The following is a 16,218-nucleotide window of genomic DNA, read 5'->3' on the forward strand; positions in this document are numbered from 1 at the left end:
CCTGTGCCCGTTCGGCTGATCGCGGCCGCCGTCTCCGACGCCGGCTCCCACCGTCCCACCAATCAGGACGCCGCCTTCGCGGCGTCCTGGGGTGCGGCGGTGGCAGACGGCGTCGGGGGAGGCCCGTCGGGAGACCTCGCCTCCGCGGCGCTCCTGCACCGACTTGTCGCGACTCGGGGCGGTGGCCTCGACGCCGATGGACTCCTGGTGCGCATTCGCGAGGCGAATTGGGACATCCGCGCCCATGTCGAGCGTGACCCCGCGCTCCAAGGGATGGCGACGACCTTCACCGGTCTGTTCCTCAGCACGGGCGGCGACCTGCTGCTGGCTCACACCGGCGACTCCCGCGCCTACCTGCTCCGCGACGGCGAGTTCACTCGCGAGACGCGTGACGACTCGTACGTGCAGGCTCTCGTCGATCACGGCATCATCCCGCCGGAGGCCGCCGCGGCCCACCCGCGTCGCAACATCATCACGGCCTCGCTCGGGGGCGCCGAGGGCGATGTCGTGTCCGTCGCCGAGCGCCCCCCGGTCGTCGGTGACCGATGGGTGCTGTGCAGCGATGGACTGACCGACTACGTCCCCGAAGCAGACGTCGCCCGGATCATCGCCGAGGCTTCGGATCCCCGCGCCGCGGCCGCCTCCGCCGTCGCGCTCGCTCTCGAAGCCGGAACGCGTGACAACGTGACGGTCGTCGTGTGCGACGTCGTCGACGACGACGAGCCGGTGGCAAGCGAGCCGGTCTTCTCCGGTTCTGCTGCGCGCTGGTTCGCCGAGGACGTCGAGACGGCCTGAGGCGTACAGGCTCTGGCGGGCCTATCGAGCTGATCATGCGATGACGGTGGTGTGATCGGTTCCGCATCGCCCCTCGTCCTGCAAAGCTGTCCAGGTGCGAGGGATCATCTGGGGGCTACTCACTGCGGCAATCGGATTGACTATGATTGTGCTGCTCGTCGTCTACGGCACGCAGTACGGTACATGGCTCGATGAGATTGGGTCGTCTCTCGACCTGGAAGACCAGGCGGCGGCACCGACTATCTTGCTGCCGGCCATAATTGGCCTGTTGGCCATCGGGCTGGTGGTTGGCGGGTTAGCGGTGGGGCTGACAATCTCGCGTGGTGGACGCTCTCACGACGCTGCGCTGTTGTCTCGTGATGATACTCACGGGATGCAAGGCGGTCGGCGATGCCAGTCGCTGTGAGCCCGGAACGGAAGCCATGAGCTCCCTCGCGGGGAACGCGCGCACGCGGTCGGTCTTGAGATTCGTGGTCGCAGCTGCAGGAGCCCTGTGGTCGGTGGGTGCGGCTGCGGGTCTCTGGTGGGCGGGCATACTCGTGTGGCGCGGGGTGGCACAGTGCAGTTTGCTCGACCCGGTGACGCTCGGAGGCTCCGCGATCGGAGTAATCCTCCTCGCTGTGTTCGCGGGTGTGATGCCGATGATGGCCGCCCGCGTCAGCGGGGCGGCGTGGATCGGCGGGTTCGCCCTTGTCTGCTCCATCATCGTGCTCGGTCTCTACGGCATGGTGATCACCGCTTCGCTGTCCTTCGGTCTCAGCGGCGGTTCGTCACGGTGGTCGGAAATGATGTCGGGCGCACTCGTCACCGTGGCACCGTCGCTCGCGCTCGTGGGTGCGAACGTGATTGCGCTTCTCGCGACGCGGTCATTGCGGCGCACGGTCGTCTCCTCGCTGGCGTGGATCTTCATTGTGTCGATCATCATCGTCCTGGCAGGTGGAGTTGCCCAGTCGACGTGCTGAGGCAGCTCGGTGAGTGCTGCTCATCGCGTCCGCGCGGCTTTTGCGTCACTGACTTTCTGTCAGTTCGGTGGCGAGCAGTGCGGCGGTGACAGCGCCGACGAGACGGTGCGGCGATGCTCTCAGAGGCCGTGCGCCGCCTTCCCTGATGGACGCGGCGGCCCGCCCTGGCGCGTTGCGAGGAAACGGGGCCCCGGTCTCCTAGGAGCCGCCGGTGCGTGTCAGCGGCGCATCACCATGACGGTCGGATCGAACACCCGCTCGCACGGACCCTCGTCGTTCTCGAACGGCTGCCCCTCGCGCACCCAGTACTCGTACCCGCCGATCATCTCGCGGACCTCGTAGCCCAGTCGCGAGAACTCGAGTGCGCCCTTCTGCCCGGCGTTGCACCCGGGGCTCCAGCAGTAGACCACGACGGGCATGTCGGCCGGGATCTCGGTGGCGGCCCGCTCGGCGATGTCCCGGTACGGCATGTGAACGGCGCCCGAGACGCGGCCCTGAAGCCACGCGTCATCTCCTCGCACGTCGACGAGAACGAAGCGCTCTCCCGCCTTCTGCGCCGCGTAGACATCGGAGGGGTCCGTCTCGAAGGCGAGGCGTGTCGAGAAGTACTCGTGTGCGAGGGTCATGCCCACACGCTACGGTCGGGAGCCGACGCAGGGGAGGGGCGTATGTGCCAGCCCTCCGCGGCATCCTGCCACGTCGGTCTCGCACACCGTCGCGGGTGTGCGGGCCCGCGGATGCCGAAGAACGTGCGTCGCGACGCCGGGTGGGGCACGCGCACGCCGGTGTGCACGTGCGCCGGGATGCGTCCGCCGTGCATCGGAGCATGCTGGCAGAAACGATGAAACCCCGGTGCCGAAGCACCGGGGTTTCGTATCGAGGGTTTACTCGCTCTTGTCACCCTGAGGGCGGTTGCGCTCCTCGAGGCCCTTCGGAGCGGGGAACTCGACCTCGGTGTGCTCACCGATCGCCATGGGCGGGCGGCCGTCTTCGTCGGCACGGGCGTTGGCGCCGGCGATCTCGTCGGCTTCCTCGTGCGCGATGTGGTCGAGCTCGTGGTGCTGGTGAGCGACCGCGGCGTCGAGCTCGGCCTGCGTCAGCGGCGCGAGACGGTCCTCGAAGAACCAGCGCGACACCGACGCACGAAGGTTCTCGTGCCAGGGGATCTGCCCGTTCGCGTTCGGACGAACGACGAGGGGAGCGTACTCCTCGTTGTCGACCAGCTTCCAGCGCTCGAACTCGTCGACGGGCTGGTGCACCTCGATGTACTCGCCACCGGGGAGGCGCACGATGCGTCCGGACTCGTAGCCGTGCAGTGCGATCTCGCGGTCCTTCTTCTGCAGCGCGATGCAGATGCGCTTGGTGACGAAGTAGGCGACGATCGGGCCCACGATCAGCAGGGCCTGCAGGACGTGGATGACACCTTCCATCGTGAGGTGGAAGTGCGTGGCGATGATGTCCGACGACGCCGCCGCCCACATGACCGCGTAGAACGTCACGCCCGCCGCGCCGATGGCGGTGCGGGTCGCCGCGTTGCGCGGACGCTGAGCGATGTGGTGCTCACGCTTGTCGCCGGTGACCCACGCCTCGATGAAGGGGTAGATCAGCACGAGGACGATGAACAGGCCCAGCACGCCGACGGGGATGATGATGTTCCAAGAGAACGTGTGATCGAACAGCACGAACTCGAGGTGCGGCGGGATGAGGCGCAGCATGCCGTCGGCGAAGCCGATGTACCAGTCGGGCTGGGTTCCGGCCGACACCGGCGACGGGTCGTACGGTCCGTAGTTCCAGATCGGGTTGATCGTCACGAGCGCGGCGATCAAGACGATCACACCGAACGTGATGAAGAAGAAGCCACCCATCTTGGACGCGTAGACGGGGAGGATCGGGTAGCCGACGACGTTGCTGTTCGTACGGGCGGGGCCGGCGAACTGCGTGTGCTTGTTGATGATCATCAACATGAGGTGCACGGCCAGCAGCGCGACCAGGATGGCCGGCAGCAGCAGGATGTGCAGCGTGTACAAACGGCCCACGATCGCGGTGCCGGGGAACTCCCCGCCGAACAGCAGGAACGAGGTCCACGTGCCGATGATCGGCAGACCCTTGATCATGCCGTCGATGATGCGGAGGCCGTTGCCCGAGAGCAGGTCGTCGGGGAGCGAGTAGCCGGTGAAGCCCTCGGCCATCGCCAGGATGAAGAGGATGAAGCCGACGACCCAGTTGAGTTCGCGGGGCTTGCGGAACGCACCGGTGAAGAACACGCGCAGCATGTGCACGCCGATACCGGCCACGAACACCAGGGCGGCCCAGTGGTGGATCTGACGGACGAGCAGTCCACCGCGGAGGTCGAACGAGATGTGCAGCGCCGATTCCATGGCCGCCGACATCGCGATGCCGCGCATGGGCTCGTAGGCGCCGTTGTAGTGCGTCTCGACCATCGATGCCTGGAAGAAGAACGTCAGGAACGTGCCGGACAGCAGCACGACGACGAAGCTCCACAGCGCGATCTCACCCAGCATGAACGACCAGTGGTCGGGGAAGATCTTGCGACCCATCTCTTTGACGATGCCTGAGATGCTCGTGCGCTCGTCGAGATAGTTCGCGGCGGCACCGACGAAGCGTCCGCCCAGGGGCTTGCCGTCGCGGCCGGCGGTCGCCGGGGCACCTGCGTGCACCGCGGGCGCGGAGGTGACGTTCTCGGTGGGATGGGTACCGGTGCTCATGAGCGCTCCCAGAAGCTGGGGCCGACGGGCTCGTGGAAGTCACTCTGCGCGACGAGGTAGCCCTCGGCGTCGACGGAGATGGGGAGCTGCGGCAGGGGACGGGCGGCCGGGCCGAAGATGACGGCCGCGCCATTGGCGACGTCGAACTGCGACTGGTGGCAGGGGCACAGGAGGTGGTGGGTCTGCTGCTCGTACAGCGCCACGGGGCAGCCGACGTGCGTGCAGACCTTGGAGTACGCGACGATGCCGTCGTACGACCAGTCCATGTTGTTGGTGTCGGGGTTCAGCTGCTCGGGCTGCAGACGCATCAGCAGCACGATCGCCTTGGCCTTCTCTTCGAGGTAGCCCTCGTCGTGGCCGAGGCTGGCGAGCTCTTCCGGGATGACGTGGAAGGCGGAGCCGATGGTGACGTCGGCCGCACGGATCGGACGACCGGATGGGTCGTGCGACAGGCGGGAGCCCTCTTTCCACATGGTGTGGCTGAGGAGCTTCACGGGGTCCTGATCCTGCGGAGCAAGACCGCGGAACAGCGTGATGCCGGGGATGACGGAGGCGGCGAGAGCGGCGAACAGCGAGTTGCGGATGATCTCGCGACGGCCGAAGCCGGACTCCTTGTCGCCCTCGACGAACACGTTGATGGCTGCTTCGCGCACCTCGTCGCGCCCACGGGTGGCGTGGCGGTCCTCGATGTACTCCTTGTCGGACATGACCGACTTGGACCAGTGGATGGCGCCGATACCGATCGAGAGCAGCGCGAAGGCGATGCCCAGACCGATGAAGAGGTTGTTGTAGCGGATGTCGATCAACGCGCCCGACTCGATCGGGAAGATCATGTAGGCGATGCTCGCCCAGATGCTCGCCGCGACCGAGAAGTAGAACAGGGTGTAGACCGTGCGAACCGCACGCTTCATCGCCTGCGGGTCCTGATCGGTCATGCGCTGACGGTGCCCCGGGAGGCCGGGGTTCTGAACGGCGTCGGGAACCGCGACGGCGAGCCCCGAGCCGGGCTTCCAGGAAGCCCTCTCGTGCTCGAGTGCGTCGTCCTCGTGTGCCATGGTGCTCCTCGTGCGTTTACGTAATGTCGAGAACGACGGTCAGTTGGACTTCGCCGTGATCCACACGGTGAGGGCGATCAACGCCCCGATACCGAAGATCCAGATGAACAGACCCTCCGAGACCGGACCCAACGACCCGAGGGCGTAACCGCCGGGGGATTCGGACTTCTGGAGGTACATCAGGTACGAGATGACGTCGCGCTTGTCTTCGGGGGTGAGGTTCAGGTCGTTGAAGACCGGCATGTTCTGCGGGCCGGTGACCATCGCGGCGTACATGTTGACCGGGCTGACGGTGTGCAGGTCGGGGGCCCACTTGCCTTCGGTGAGCGCGCCACCGGCGCCGGCGACGTTGTGGCACATCGCGCAGTTGATGCGGAACAGCTCGGCACCGTGCGACAGGTCGCCCTCACCGTCGACCAGCTCGTCGGTGGGGTACGTCGGGCCGGGGGCCGACGACTGCACGTACGCGGCGATCGCGTTGATCTGCTCGTCGGTGAACTGCACCGGCTTCACGGGAGCCTGGGGACCCTGCGCCTGCAGGGGCATGCGGCCGGTCGACACCTGGAAGTGCACCGACAGCTCACCGACGCCGAACAGCGACGGGCCCTGCTGGCTGCCCTGCAGGTCGAGGCCGTGGCAGGTGGCGCAGTTGGCCTGGAAGAGCTTCTGGCCCTCTTCGACGGCCGTCGCCGAGTTCGCTTCGCTCGTGGGGGTGGCGTTGGTCGCCGCCATCGCGGCCGATGCGCCGGCGTAGACGCCTCCGGTGAGGAGGAGTCCGATGCCGATCAGTGCAGCGGCGGCCAGGGGACTACGGCGTCCGGACGCCCGACGAGTCTTCTTCTCGCGTGCCATGTGAAGTGCAGCTCTCTTACTTGAGGAAGTAGATGACGAAGAACAGGGCGATCCAGACGACGTCGACGAAGTGCCAGTAGTACGACACGACGATCGAGGTGGTCATCTCTTTGCGGCCGAAGTTCTTCACGGCGTAGGCGCGACCGATCACGAGCAGGAAGGCGATGAGGCCACCCGTCACGTGCAGGGCGTGGAAGCCGGTGGTGATGTAGAAGGCCGAGGCGTAGGGGTTGGCGCTGATGGGCATGCCCTCGGCGACCAGCGTCGCGTACTCCCACACCTGACCCGACACGAAGACCGCGCCGAGGATGAAGGTGAGGTAGAACCACTCCACCATTCCCCACTTCAGGATGCCGGTGGCCTTGCCGGTGCGGTACGGCTGGTACCGCTCCGCGGCGAAGACGCCCATCTGGCACGTGACCGAGGACAACACGAGGATGATCGTGTTGACGGTCGCGAAGGGGACGTTGAGCAGCTGCGTCTCTTCGGCCCACAGGGGCGCGGAGGTGCTGCGCAGGGTGAAGTAGATCGCGAACAGGCCGGCGAAGAACATGACCTCGCTGCCCAGCCACACGATGGTGCCCACCGCGACCGGGTCGGGCCGCTTCACGGCACGCACGGCCTGGGAATACGTCGCTGAGGTCGTCACCGTTCCATTATGCGCGATGACGGAGCCCGATATTCCCATCCTCAACTTGAGATATTCCATCGTCGAGACTTAGGGAAGCCTCAGAATCTGCAAGGAATCCCCGGTACGGCGTGGGTTCCATCAGACGCGCGGACCGCGCGGATCGGCGACACGCGTGTGGAAGGATCATGGCATGGCGGAACGTTTCACCTGGCCCGATCTGCTCTCGGCGCTGCTGGCCGGCAACGACCTCAGCGTGTCCGAGTCGACGTGGGCCATGCGCAAGGTCATGGCGGGCGAGGCGACGCCCTCGCAGCTGGGCGGATTCCTGATGGCACTGCGGGCCAAGGGCGAGACGGTCGAAGAGATCGTCGGCTTCCGCGACGCGATCCTCGAGGCGGCCGTGCCGCTCCCCGTGCGCGCCGAGGTGCTCGACATCGTGGGCACCGGCGGCGACAGGTACGGCACCGTGAACGTGTCGACCATGGCGGCGGTGGTGGCGGCGGCGTCGGGAGTCCCCGTGGTCAAGCACGGCAACCGGGCGGCGAGCTCGGCATCCGGATCCTCCGACGTGCTCTCTTCGCTGGGCGTCGCGCTGACGCTGACTCCGGAGCAGGTCGCCGAGACGCTCGAGCGCACCGGCATCACCTTCGCCTTCGCCTCGGCGTTCCACCCGGGGTTCCGCCACGCGGCTTCGACGCGCGCGGAGCTGGGCGTTCCCACCGTATTCAACTTCCTCGGGCCGCTGTGCAACCCGGCGCGCGCCGAGGCGAACGCCGTCGGTGTCGCGCACCTCGATCGCGTTCCCCTCATCACCGGCGTGTTCCGCACCCGCGGCGCGACGGCGCTCGTGTTCCGCGGCGACGACGGCCTCGACGAACTGACCACGACCGGCCACAGTCGCGTCTGGGAGATCAGTCGCGGCGACGTGCACGAGCACGATCTCGATCCCCGGGATCTCGGCATCCCCCTCGCCGAGATCGACGACCTGCTCGGTGGTTCCCCCGATCACAACGCCGAGGTGGTGCGGCGCGTGCTGGGAGGCGAGACCGGCCCGGTGCGCGACATCGTGCTGCTCAACGCCGCCGCGGGTCTGGTGTCGTACCGACTGTTCCAGGATGCCGCCGAGGTGCAGCGTCCGATCATCGAACGCCTCGCCGAGGCGATGGCCGACGCCGCCGCCGCCGTCGACGACGGCCGTGCCGCAGCCAAGCTCACCGACTGGGTGGACACCACGAAGGCTCTGGCGGAGTAGGCCATCGTGCACCCGCTCGACGCGCTCACCGAGATCGCCTATCTGCTCGAGCGGGAACGGTCGTCGCGATACAAGTCGAAGGCGTTCCGCACCGCCGCGGCCGCGATCGAGGGGCTGAGCGACGACGAGTTGCGCGACCCGGGTCTGCGGCGCCGCGCGGGGATCGGCGAGTCGACCTTCGGGGTGATCCAGCAGGCGCTGGCGGGCGGCGTCCCGGAGCGACTGGCGGCCCTGCGGGCCGAGAACGCGCCCGTGGGTGGTTCGGACGTGCGGGCGAAGCTGCGCGGCGACCTGCACAGCCACAGCGAATGGTCGGACGGGCTCACCCCGATCGAGGCGATGGTCGAGGCCGCGCGGGGGCTGGGTCACGAGTACCTGGCTCTCACCGACCATTCGCCGCGCCTCACCGTGGCCAATGGCCTTTCCCCCGAGCGTCTGCGGGCGCAGATGGAGATCGTCCGGGGGCACCGCGGTGACGGTTTCACGCTGCTCACCGGGATCGAAGTCGACATCCTCGACCAGGGCGACCTCGACCAGGAGGACGCGTTGCTGCACGAGCTCGACGTGGTGGTGGCATCCTCTCATTCGAAGCTGCGCATGGAACGCGCTCCGATGACACGACGGTTGGTCGCCGCGGCGGGGGACCCGCGGGTCGACGTGCTGGGGCACGTCACCGGGCGGCTCGTCGAGGGGGCGCGGGGGACGCGTCCGCCGTCGGACTTCGATGCCGAGGCGGTCTTCGCGGCATGCGCGGCCTCGGGGGTGGCGGTCGAGATCAATTCCCGTCCGGAGCGTCAGGACCCGCCCGACGAGCTGCTGGCCCTGGCGATCGAGGCGGGGTGCCTCTTCTCGATCGACTCCGACGCGCACGCGCCCGGGCAGCTGTCGCTGCTGGACTACGGAGCCGCGCGCGCGGAGGCGGCGAAGGTGCCCGTCGACCGCATCGTCACGACGTGGCCCCTCGATCGCCTGCGGGAGTGGCTGGAGCGCTCGCGCTGAGACTCAGCGGTCGAGCGCGGTCAGCGCGCGGGTCATCGAGGATCCCAGGTTCCACCTCTCGGCCAGTGCGTGAGCGGCGGTCTCGTCCGCGGCGCCCAGGTGATCGTCGAAGGGCGCGAAGGTGAGGTCGCGGGCGACGCGGACCACGGCGGGCGCGACGTCGAGGTAGTCGGCGGCGGCGGCGATCTTCGCCCGCTGGCTCGGGGTGCCCGCGGAACCGTCGGCGACCGCCGCCCGGATGCCGTCGAGCGAGCCGTGGGCGGTGAGCAGCGACGCCGCCGACTTCTCGCCGATGCCCGAGACACCGGGCAGGCCGTCGGAGGGATCGCCGCGCAGCACCGCGAAGTCGGCGTACTGCGCGGCGTGCACGCCGTACCTGCCGAGCACGGCCGCGTCGTCGACGATCTCGAGGTTGCTCATGCCGCGGGCCGTGTAGACGATGCGCACACCGCGCTCATCGTCGATCAGCTGGAACAGATCGCGGTCGCCCGTGACGATGTCGACGGGGACGTCGGCGTGGGTCGCGAGGGCGCCGATCACGTCGTCGGCCTCGTGTTCGGCCGCGCCGACGACGGGGATGCCGAGCACGGCGAGAGCCTCACGGATGAGCGGGATCTGGGCCTCGAGCGGATCGGGGACCTCTTCGACGTCGGCGCCGACGGGAACGGCCTCGACGACGCGGTGGGCCTTGTAGCTCGGGATCAGGTCGACGCGCCACGCCGGGCGCCAATCATCGTCCCAGCAGGCGACGAGACGCGTGGGCTCGTAGGTGGAGACGAGCTTCGCGATCATGTCGAGCAGGCCGCGCACGGCGTTCACCGAGGTGCCGTCGGCCGCCGTGACCTTGTCGGGAACGCCGTAGAAGGCACGGAAGTACAGCGACGCGGTGTCGAGGAGCATGATGCGGTCGGTCACGGGAGTCATCCTGGCACGGGGGCACGGCCCTCGTCCTAGGCTGTCGGGATGTCCTTCGGCTCGGCTTCCCGTCGTCCTCTTGCGGCGGCACCCTGTCCGTGCGGCGGTGGGACCTTCGGCACGTGCTGCGCGCCGATCCTCGACGGGGGAGCGGCGCCGAGCGCGGAGCGGCTCATGCGTTCGCGCTACACCGCCTTCGCCGTGGGTGACACGACGCACCTGGTGCGGTCGTGGCATCCGCGGACCCGCCCCGACGAGGTCGTCGCCGACGGCGGCACCGAGTGGACGGCTCTCGAGGTTGTCGAGGCCCGCGAAGACGGGGATGCCGCGATCGTGGAGTTCCGTTCCCGGTACAGCCACGGCGGGCGGGCGGGGGAGCTGCACGAACGCAGCCGCTTCGTCCGCCGCGGGGGCCGTTGGGTCTACGTGGACGGAGACGTCGAGTAAGGGCGTCAACCCCGCCCGCGGCTGTCGGTGGTGCGGCGTACGGTCGATCACGAACGACGATCGACAACGCGGGAGGACAACGACATGGAACGCATCGTGATCATCGGGGGCCACGGAAAGGTGGCCCTGCACCTCGCTCGGCTGCTGGCCGAGCGCGGAGACGAGGCCACCTCGGTCATCCGCAACCCCGACCAGGCGGCAGACATCGAGCAGGCCGGCGCGACGCCGCTCGTGCTCGACGTCGAGAACGCCGACACCGATGAGATGGCCGAGGCCTTCTCGGGCGCCGACGCCGTGATTTGGTCCGCGGGAGCGGGCGGAGGCAGCGCGGAGCGCACCTACGCCGTCGACCGCGACGCTGCGCAGCGCGCCGTCGACGCCGCATCTCGCGCGGGCGTGCGCCGGTTCGTCATGGTGTCGTGGATCGGATCGACCCCCGACCACGGCATCGACCCCGACGACGCGTTCTACGCGTACGCCGACGCCAAGCTCGCCGCCGACGACCACCTGCGCGCGAGCGACCTCGACTGGACGATCCTGGGCCCCGGCACCCTGACCGACGACCCCGCCTCGGGGCGCATCACGACCGCGCCGCAGGGCAAGGCCGAGGTCGGCCGTGCCGATGTCGCCGCCGTCGCCGCGGCGGCGCTCGTGCAGCCCGCCACGATCGGACGGTTCATCCGGTTCGGCGGGGGAGAGACCCTCATCGCCGAAGCCCTCGTCGACGGCTCGGACAACGACGGGAGCGTGCACGCATGAGCGCTCTCAGCGACAAGGCGCAGTCGTTCGCGCGGTTGCACACCGCCCCCGAGATCCTGCGGGTCGTGAACATCTGGGACGTCGTCTCGGCGCGGGCGATCGCCGCCCTGCCCGAGACGAAGGCCCTCGCGACGGCCGGTCACTCGATCGCCGCGACCTTCGGCTACGAAGACGGCGAGAACATCCCCGTCGAGCTCATGCTCGACATGGTCGGTCGCATCGTCGCCGCCGTCGACGTGCCGGTCACGGCCGACCTCGACTCCGGCTTCGGCAACCCCGGTGAGACGACCCGCCGCGCCATCGGCGTGGGTGTGGTCGGCGCCAACGTCGAAGACAAGGTGAAGCCGCTGGCCGACGCGGTCGCCGCGGTCGAGGCCGTCATCGCGGCGGGTGAGGCCGAGGGCGTGCCGTTCGTGCTGAACGCCCGCACCGACGTGTTCCTCAAGGGCGCCGACCGTCCGCTCGACGACAAGGTGGCGGATGCCATCGAGCGTGGCCGCGCTTTCCTCGCTGCCGGGGCGACCTCGGTGTTCGTGCCCGGACTACTGGATGCCGAGACCACCCGGCGCCTGGTCGAAGGGCTGGGGGAGCGCACGCTCAGCGTCATCGGCGTGCCGGGCGCGCTCACCGCGGCCGAGTACGAGGCGCTCGGCGTCGCCCGCATCTCGTACGGTCCGCAGACCCAGCGCGTCGCCCTGACCGCCCTGCAGGATCTCGCGATCGACCTTTACGGCGACGGCGTCATCCCCTCCTCGGTGCGCGCACTGAACTGACGACTCATCTGTACGGCGAGGTCGGTCCCGAACCCGGGGCCGGCCTCGCCGTCGTCGTGGGGGGGGTCGCGGTGCCGCGGAGGACGGAGCCCGTCGCGCCGGGGGTCAAAGGCTGTCGTCGTCCTCGTCGTCGACGACGATCACGCCATCGGGCACGGGATCGGCCAGCAGGGGCTCCGCGGCGAGGGTGAGGTCGATCGTGGCGCGCAGCAGACCTCCGAGGGTCGCCGAGCGCAGCAGCTCCATCTGGTCCAGCTCGCCGAGCGGCGCGATCGCGGCGATCTGCCAGGCCCGGGGCAGGGGCTCCTCCGACAGTTCGACTTCGGCATCCCACCGGGTGCCGCCGAACTGCTGAGCACGCCCCAGCACCCGCCGCACGATGCGCTCGGCCTCCTCGAGCAGAGGGGCGAGCGCGTCGTTCCACTCGAGGTCGGGGAGGGCCCGCACATCGGCCCGGGGGTACGGTGCGTCGTCGAGCCACCCCGTGATCTCGAAGCGCTCCGTGCCGCGGGCGACGATCTGCATCTGGCCGGCCTGCGGCACGACGTGACTCAGCTGCGCCATCGTGCCGACGGCGAAGCGCTGGTCGCCCCCACCGGTCTCGCTGCCGCGCTCGATGAGGACCACGCCGAACGAGGGATCGGTCTCATCGAGCAGCCGACCGAGCATGACGAGGTAGCGCTCCTCGAAGATGCGCAGCGCCAGGGGCGTGTGCGGGAAGAGGACGGCGCCCAGGGGGAACATCGCGGTACCCATGGCTCCAGTCAACCAGCGTGCATGCGCGTCGGGGCCGCGGCTGCGGCATCCGCGGTGCGAGCAGTCCGCGCGAGCGGGGTCACGCGTCGTCGTCGCGCAGGGTCTCGTGGATGCGGTGCAGATCCATGAGCAGCGACCCGACGAGCACCCAGTGCGCCGTCGAGGGCGTACGGATCTGCAGGGGGCGAGTGAGCGCGGGCTCTTCGACGACCACCCGCTCGGGACCCGCGTCGAGCGCGAATGCGAGGCGGACGTCGTGCGCCGCGCGGTGCAGCTGCTCGGCGATCGCGCGCACGGCGGGCTCGTCGACGATCGTCTTCTCGTACCCGTCGTACACCGCTCGGGTCATGCCGATCGTCTGCGTGACGACGGGGGTGAACCGCTCGAGCAGGTCGCCCATGGCGGCCAGATCGCTGCGGTGACGGCCGCTGCGGGGATTCAGGGCCAGGGAGTCCGCCGCGTCGCGGATCGCATCGGCGGCGCCGTCGCGCACGGGGCGCAGCAGACGGGCCTCGAGCAGCAGTTCCTCGAGCGAGCCGGGGGTCTGCGGCGCCTCGAGCGCGTCGGCCAGGCGTTCGAGTGCTTCGGCGAGCTCCCGCCCCAGCACGTCGACCTTCGCGCGCGCGGCGGGGACGAGCACGGGCGGCACGAGCGCGGCGTTGACGACGATGCCGATCGCCGCGCCGATGAGGGTCTCGAGCACGCGGTCGAGGGCGTAGTTGGGGGTCGCCGTCCCGAGGGCGAGCACCAGCAGGGCGCTGATCGCGATCTGGTTCGTGGCTCCGGGCGAGATGCGCGCGGCCCACGCGACGACGAGTGCGACTCCCGCCGACAGCAGCGCCACCCACGGCTGGGAGCCGAACACCAGCCCGAGCAGTGCGGCGATCACGACGCCGACGATCACGCCGACGCTGCGCTCGACCGCGCGCGTGAACGACTGGTTGATGCTCGGCTGCACCACGAGCAGCGCCGCGATGGCGGCGAAGATCGGCGGCGGGCCCTGCACGAGCCACCCGGCCAGCAGCCAGGCGGCCACGACCGCGACGGCCGATTTCGCGACCTGCAGGAGCGGGATGCGCCGGGCGGAGCGGAACGTCAGGCTGTCGCGCATGAATCGAGCCTAGGCGGCGCGCACGCCTCAGCTGCGGCGCGAGACGATGTCGTCGGCGTGCGTGGCGACCCACTGCATGAGCGGGATCACCCGTTCCATCAGATCGCGCCCCCGGTCGGTGAGGCGGTACTCGACGCGCGGGGGCACCTCGGGGTAGGCGGTGCGGTCGACGAGACCGTCGGCCTCGAGGGTCTTCAGCGTGCTGGCGAGCATCTTCTCGCTGATCCCCGAAACGTTGCGCCGCAGCACGCCCCACCGCTGGGTGCCGTCGGACAGGGCCATCAGCACGAGCACGCCCCACTTGCCCATGACGTGGTCGAGCACCGTGCGGGTGGGGCACCCGTCTTGGAAGACACCCGGTTGTTCGGCGCGGAGATCCGCAAGACTGACGTTCATGTGAGTACCTAACCAGAAAGTGGGTACCTGCATTCCGGAATGCGCTGAACGGATCGACGTTGGCTTCGTCGTACCGATCGAAAGGACACCCCATGACCCTCCTCGTCACCGCCGCCTCCGGACACCTCGGCCGTCTCGTCATCGACGCCCTGCTCGAACGCGGGGTCTCGGCATCCGACATCGTCGCAGGCGTGCGCACCCTCGCCAAAGCCGACGACCTGGCCGCTCGCGGCGTGGGCGTCGTCGAGCTCGACTACTCCCGCCCCGAGACGCTCGCCCCGGCGTTCGAGTCGGTGACCCGCGTGCTGCTCATCTCGGGAACCGATGCGAATCGCGTCGCGGGGCACCGCAACGTCATCGACGCCGCGCGCGCGGCCGGCGTAGAGCGCCTCGTCTACACCAGCGCCCCGCGCGTCGACGAGGTCGACTACGCCCTCGGCGCCGACCACAAGGCGACCGAGGCCGCGATCGCCGCCTCGGGGGTGGAGGCCACGATCCTCCGCCACAACTGGTACACCGAGAACTACCTCGACGCCGTCGCCCGGGCGACCGAGACGGGCGAGATCGTCGCCGCCGTCGGCGAGGCCCTCGTGGCCAGCGCCAGCCGGCGCGACTACGCCGAGGCCGATGCCGTGGCGCTCATCGGCGACGAGTTCCGCGGTCAGACGCTCGAGCTCGGCGGCGACGTCGCCTGGGACTACGACGAGCTGGCGCGGGCGGCATCCGAGGTCGTGGGTCGTCCCGTGACCTACACGCCGGTGTCGGTGGAGCAGCTCACCGCGGGGCTGCAGGCGGCGGGACTGGATGCCGGTACGGCGGCGTTCGTCGCCGGTATCGACGACGCGATCGCCCGGGGCGCGCTGTCGCGCACCGACGGCACGCTCGCGCGCATCATCGGTCGCCCCACGACTCCGCTGGTCGAGGGCCTGCGCGCCGGTCTCGCCGCGCGCTGAGCGCGGTGACCACCGTGTGAGGAGCCGGAATTCGTCGCTTCGCGCCCCCACGAAGCGACGATTCTCGGCTCCTCACGCCGTTCTGCGGTCGGGGTGCGCCGTCAGGTGACGCTGGCGCATCGCCAGGAAGAGCGGAAAGGTGAACGCTAACGCCGTCACCCCCGACAGCACGACGTACAGCCAGCCGAAGCGCATTCCGATACGACGCGCCTCGACGATGACGAAGATGCTCCCCGCCACGGCGACGACCAGCAGGTCGACGGTGATCGACGACACGGCCGGCCCGCTCGAGACGAGGTCGCCGACGAAGTCGCGCATCTGCACGATCGCGAAGACGTTGAAGGTCCACGTGCCCACGAGGCCGGCGACGGCCAACGCGAGGAAGACGACGGCGGTCGGGGTCCAGTGACGGCGGAGCTCTCTCATGACCCGATCTTCGCGCACCCCGGGTGTCGGAGGTGGGGGCTAGCGTCGGGGGATGGATGCCGAACGAGCCGCCCGCATGCTCGACGAGCGCCAGCGCGAGGTCGACCACAGGCTGTCGCGCCTGCGCGAAGACGAAGCGAGCCTGCGTCACGACCGCGCCGACGCCACGGCCGACGACGAGCACGACCCCGAGGGCTCGACCCTGTCGGGTGAGTGGGCCCAGGTCGACGCGCTGCGGCGCGGCGCCGAGGCCGAGCGCGACGAGATCCTCGCGGCGCGGGAACGCGTGGCCGCCGCGACGTTCGGCATCTGCGAGAACTGCGGCCGCCCGATCGCCGAGGCCCGGCTCGAGGCCCGCCCCTTCGCTCGCCGCTGCATTGACTGCGCGAGCGGGCGACGCCCGTAGGCTC

The 16,218-nt window shown here is 69.5% G+C and carries 20 protein-coding genes; 10 read left to right on the plus strand and 10 right to left on the minus strand.

Going from position 1 to position 16,218, the window contains the following annotated elements; all coding sequences use genetic code 11:
* Positions 1–3 precede the first annotated feature (3 nt).
* The 3 genes from IFU19_RS14875 to IFU19_RS14885 all read left to right on the plus strand — a co-directional run bounded on the left by IFU19_RS14875 (position 4) and on the right by IFU19_RS14885 (position 1,757).
* Complete coding sequence (locus IFU19_RS14875; RefSeq protein WP_192212076.1) at positions 4–795, plus strand: protein phosphatase 2C domain-containing protein; 792 nt, start codon at positions 4–6, stop codon at positions 793–795.
* A gap of 148 nt (positions 796–943) precedes the next feature.
* Positions 944–1,201: a hypothetical protein gene (locus IFU19_RS14880; protein WP_192212077.1), complete on the plus strand. Its 258-nt coding sequence runs from the start codon at positions 944–946 to the stop codon at positions 1,199–1,201.
* A 172-nt stretch (positions 1,202–1,373) separates the two neighbouring features.
* Complete coding sequence (locus tag IFU19_RS14885) at positions 1,374–1,757, plus strand: hypothetical protein (protein ID WP_192212078.1); 384 nt, start codon at positions 1,374–1,376, stop codon at positions 1,755–1,757.
* A 218-nt stretch (positions 1,758–1,975) separates the two neighbouring features.
* On the opposite strand, the gene IFU19_RS14890 is transcribed toward IFU19_RS14885, so the two are convergent.
* From IFU19_RS14890 to ctaE, 5 genes are all read right to left on the minus strand, one after another.
* Complete coding sequence (locus IFU19_RS14890; protein WP_192212079.1) at positions 1,976–2,383, minus strand: rhodanese-like domain-containing protein; 408 nt, start codon at positions 2,381–2,383, stop codon at positions 1,976–1,978.
* Positions 2,384–2,641: 258 nt separating this feature from the next.
* Positions 2,642–4,483, minus strand: a complete 1,842-nt coding sequence (gene qcrB / locus IFU19_RS14895) for a cytochrome bc1 complex cytochrome b subunit (protein WP_192212080.1) — start codon at positions 4,481–4,483, stop codon at positions 2,642–2,644.
* Complete coding sequence (gene qcrA / locus IFU19_RS14900) at positions 4,480–5,538, minus strand: cytochrome bc1 complex Rieske iron-sulfur subunit (RefSeq protein WP_055835606.1); 1,059 nt, start codon at positions 5,536–5,538, stop codon at positions 4,480–4,482. Before qcrA ends, qcrB begins: the two co-directional genes overlap by 4 nt.
* Positions 5,539–5,577: 39 nt before the next feature.
* The gene (qcrC, locus tag IFU19_RS14905) at positions 5,578–6,390 is read right to left on the minus strand and encodes a cytochrome bc1 complex diheme cytochrome c subunit (RefSeq protein ID WP_055835609.1); all 813 of its coding nucleotides are present in this window, start codon (positions 6,388–6,390) and stop codon (positions 5,578–5,580) included.
* 16 nt (positions 6,391–6,406) lie between these two features.
* A complete protein-coding gene (gene ctaE, locus IFU19_RS14910) occupies positions 6,407–7,078 on the minus strand; it encodes an aa3-type cytochrome oxidase subunit III (protein ID WP_055835614.1) in 672 nt (223 codons plus the stop codon).
* Between the two features lie 133 nt (positions 7,079–7,211).
* On the opposite strand from ctaE, the gene trpD reads away from it, so the two are divergent.
* Entirely contained in the window at positions 7,212–8,273 is a 1,062-nt protein-coding gene (gene trpD / locus IFU19_RS14915) for an anthranilate phosphoribosyltransferase (RefSeq protein ID WP_055835617.1), read from the plus strand.
* A 6-nt stretch (positions 8,274–8,279) separates the two neighbouring features.
* The gene (locus tag IFU19_RS14920; RefSeq protein ID WP_192212081.1) at positions 8,280–9,272 is read left to right on the plus strand and encodes a PHP domain-containing protein; all 993 of its coding nucleotides are present in this window, start codon (positions 8,280–8,282) and stop codon (positions 9,270–9,272) included.
* A gap of 3 nt (positions 9,273–9,275) precedes the next feature.
* On the opposite strand, the gene IFU19_RS14925 is transcribed toward IFU19_RS14920, so the two are convergent.
* Positions 9,276–10,187: a 5'-3' exonuclease gene (locus tag IFU19_RS14925; RefSeq protein ID WP_192212082.1), complete on the minus strand. Its 912-nt coding sequence runs from the start codon at positions 10,185–10,187 to the stop codon at positions 9,276–9,278.
* A 48-nt stretch (positions 10,188–10,235) separates the two neighbouring features.
* On the opposite strand from IFU19_RS14925, the gene IFU19_RS14930 reads away from it, so the two are divergent.
* The 3 genes from IFU19_RS14930 to IFU19_RS14940 all read left to right on the plus strand — a co-directional run bounded on the left by IFU19_RS14930 (position 10,236) and on the right by IFU19_RS14940 (position 12,166).
* Positions 10,236–10,634, plus strand: coding sequence for a YchJ family protein (locus IFU19_RS14930; protein ID WP_192212083.1), 399 nt, complete (start codon positions 10,236–10,238; stop codon positions 10,632–10,634).
* A gap of 84 nt (positions 10,635–10,718) precedes the next feature.
* Positions 10,719–11,393, plus strand: coding sequence for an SDR family oxidoreductase (locus IFU19_RS14935; protein ID WP_055835629.1), 675 nt, complete (start codon positions 10,719–10,721; stop codon positions 11,391–11,393).
* Positions 11,390–12,166: an isocitrate lyase/PEP mutase family protein gene (locus IFU19_RS14940; RefSeq protein ID WP_055835633.1), complete on the plus strand. Its 777-nt coding sequence runs from the start codon at positions 11,390–11,392 to the stop codon at positions 12,164–12,166. The genes IFU19_RS14935 and IFU19_RS14940 overlap by 4 nt, the downstream gene beginning before the upstream one ends.
* A gap of 105 nt (positions 12,167–12,271) precedes the next feature.
* On the opposite strand, the gene IFU19_RS14945 is transcribed toward IFU19_RS14940, so the two are convergent.
* The 3 genes from IFU19_RS14945 to IFU19_RS14955 form a co-directional block, all read right to left on the minus strand.
* A complete protein-coding gene (locus IFU19_RS14945; protein WP_055835636.1) occupies positions 12,272–12,922 on the minus strand; it encodes an LON peptidase substrate-binding domain-containing protein in 651 nt (216 codons plus the stop codon).
* A 79-nt stretch (positions 12,923–13,001) separates the two neighbouring features.
* Entirely contained in the window at positions 13,002–14,033 is a 1,032-nt protein-coding gene (locus IFU19_RS14950) for an FUSC family protein (RefSeq protein ID WP_192212084.1), read from the minus strand.
* Positions 14,034–14,060: 27 nt separating this feature from the next.
* The gene (locus tag IFU19_RS14955) at positions 14,061–14,429 is read right to left on the minus strand and encodes a winged helix-turn-helix transcriptional regulator (RefSeq protein ID WP_055835642.1); all 369 of its coding nucleotides are present in this window, start codon (positions 14,427–14,429) and stop codon (positions 14,061–14,063) included.
* Between the two features lie 92 nt (positions 14,430–14,521).
* Between IFU19_RS14955 and IFU19_RS14960 the strand changes: the two genes are divergently transcribed.
* Positions 14,522–15,382: an SDR family oxidoreductase gene (locus IFU19_RS14960; RefSeq protein WP_192212085.1), complete on the plus strand. Its 861-nt coding sequence runs from the start codon at positions 14,522–14,524 to the stop codon at positions 15,380–15,382.
* Positions 15,383–15,454: 72 nt separating this feature from the next.
* Here IFU19_RS14960 and IFU19_RS14965 read toward each other — a convergent pair whose 3' ends face one another.
* The gene (locus IFU19_RS14965) at positions 15,455–15,808 is read right to left on the minus strand and encodes a DUF2834 domain-containing protein (protein ID WP_192212086.1); all 354 of its coding nucleotides are present in this window, start codon (positions 15,806–15,808) and stop codon (positions 15,455–15,457) included.
* 52 nt (positions 15,809–15,860) lie between these two features.
* On the opposite strand from IFU19_RS14965, the gene IFU19_RS14970 reads away from it, so the two are divergent.
* Positions 15,861–16,214 (plus strand): TraR/DksA family transcriptional regulator, encoded by a 354-nt coding sequence (locus IFU19_RS14970; protein ID WP_082516519.1) that lies wholly within the window; start codon positions 15,861–15,863, stop codon positions 16,212–16,214.
* Positions 16,215–16,218 lie beyond the last annotated feature (4 nt).

The organism is Microbacterium sp. CFBP 8794 (assembly GCF_014841235.1).
Taxonomy (GTDB): domain Bacteria; phylum Actinomycetota; class Actinomycetes; order Actinomycetales; family Microbacteriaceae; genus Microbacterium.